Source organism: Acinetobacter sp. ESBL14 (genome assembly GCF_036668815.1).
In the GTDB taxonomy this organism is placed as follows: Bacteria; Pseudomonadota; Gammaproteobacteria; order Pseudomonadales; family Moraxellaceae; genus Acinetobacter; species Acinetobacter gyllenbergii.
The window spans coordinates 1-488 of the sequence record NZ_JAZEVS010000036.1; the positions used below are offsets into that span (position 1 = coordinate 1).

Genomic DNA, 488 nt, shown 5'->3' on the forward strand with positions numbered 1-488 from the left:
CTGGATCTGTTCGCGAACAAGACGGGATACAACGAGGGTGCGCAGTACGACTTCGTGAGCCGGGACGATCCGTCCAAGCCCGCCAAGTTTCCCAGCCTGCACGATCCGCGTCATTATGCCCCCGGTCTGCTCAAGACGACTTACCACGAGCGCACGCTGGACCTGGCGCGGCAACTACTGGGCGAAGAGGCGGCGCTGTACGGCGAGCACGCCCTGCTCAAGCCCGGCCCGTTCGGCCCCGAGACGCCGTGGCACCAGGACGAGGCGTTCCGTTCGCCCGACTTTGTCTACAACGAACTGAGCATTTGGCTGGCGCTGCAACCGGCGACCGTGGAAAACGGCTGCATGCAGTTCATTCCCGGGTCGAACAAGTGGGACGTGCTGGAACACCGCTCGCCCGGCGGCGACAAGACCCTGCATCCGCTGGAATGCTGCGGCGACTTCCGCCGCGACCAGGCCGTGGCCGAACCGCTGGACCCGGGCGGCAT

1 protein-coding gene is annotated in these 488 nt (G+C 65.8%); it reads left to right on the plus strand.

The features are described 5' to 3' along the window. On the plus strand, positions 1-488 hold a 488-nt coding region (locus tag V6E90_RS21495; protein WP_332606406.1), incomplete at both ends, for a phytanoyl-CoA dioxygenase family protein.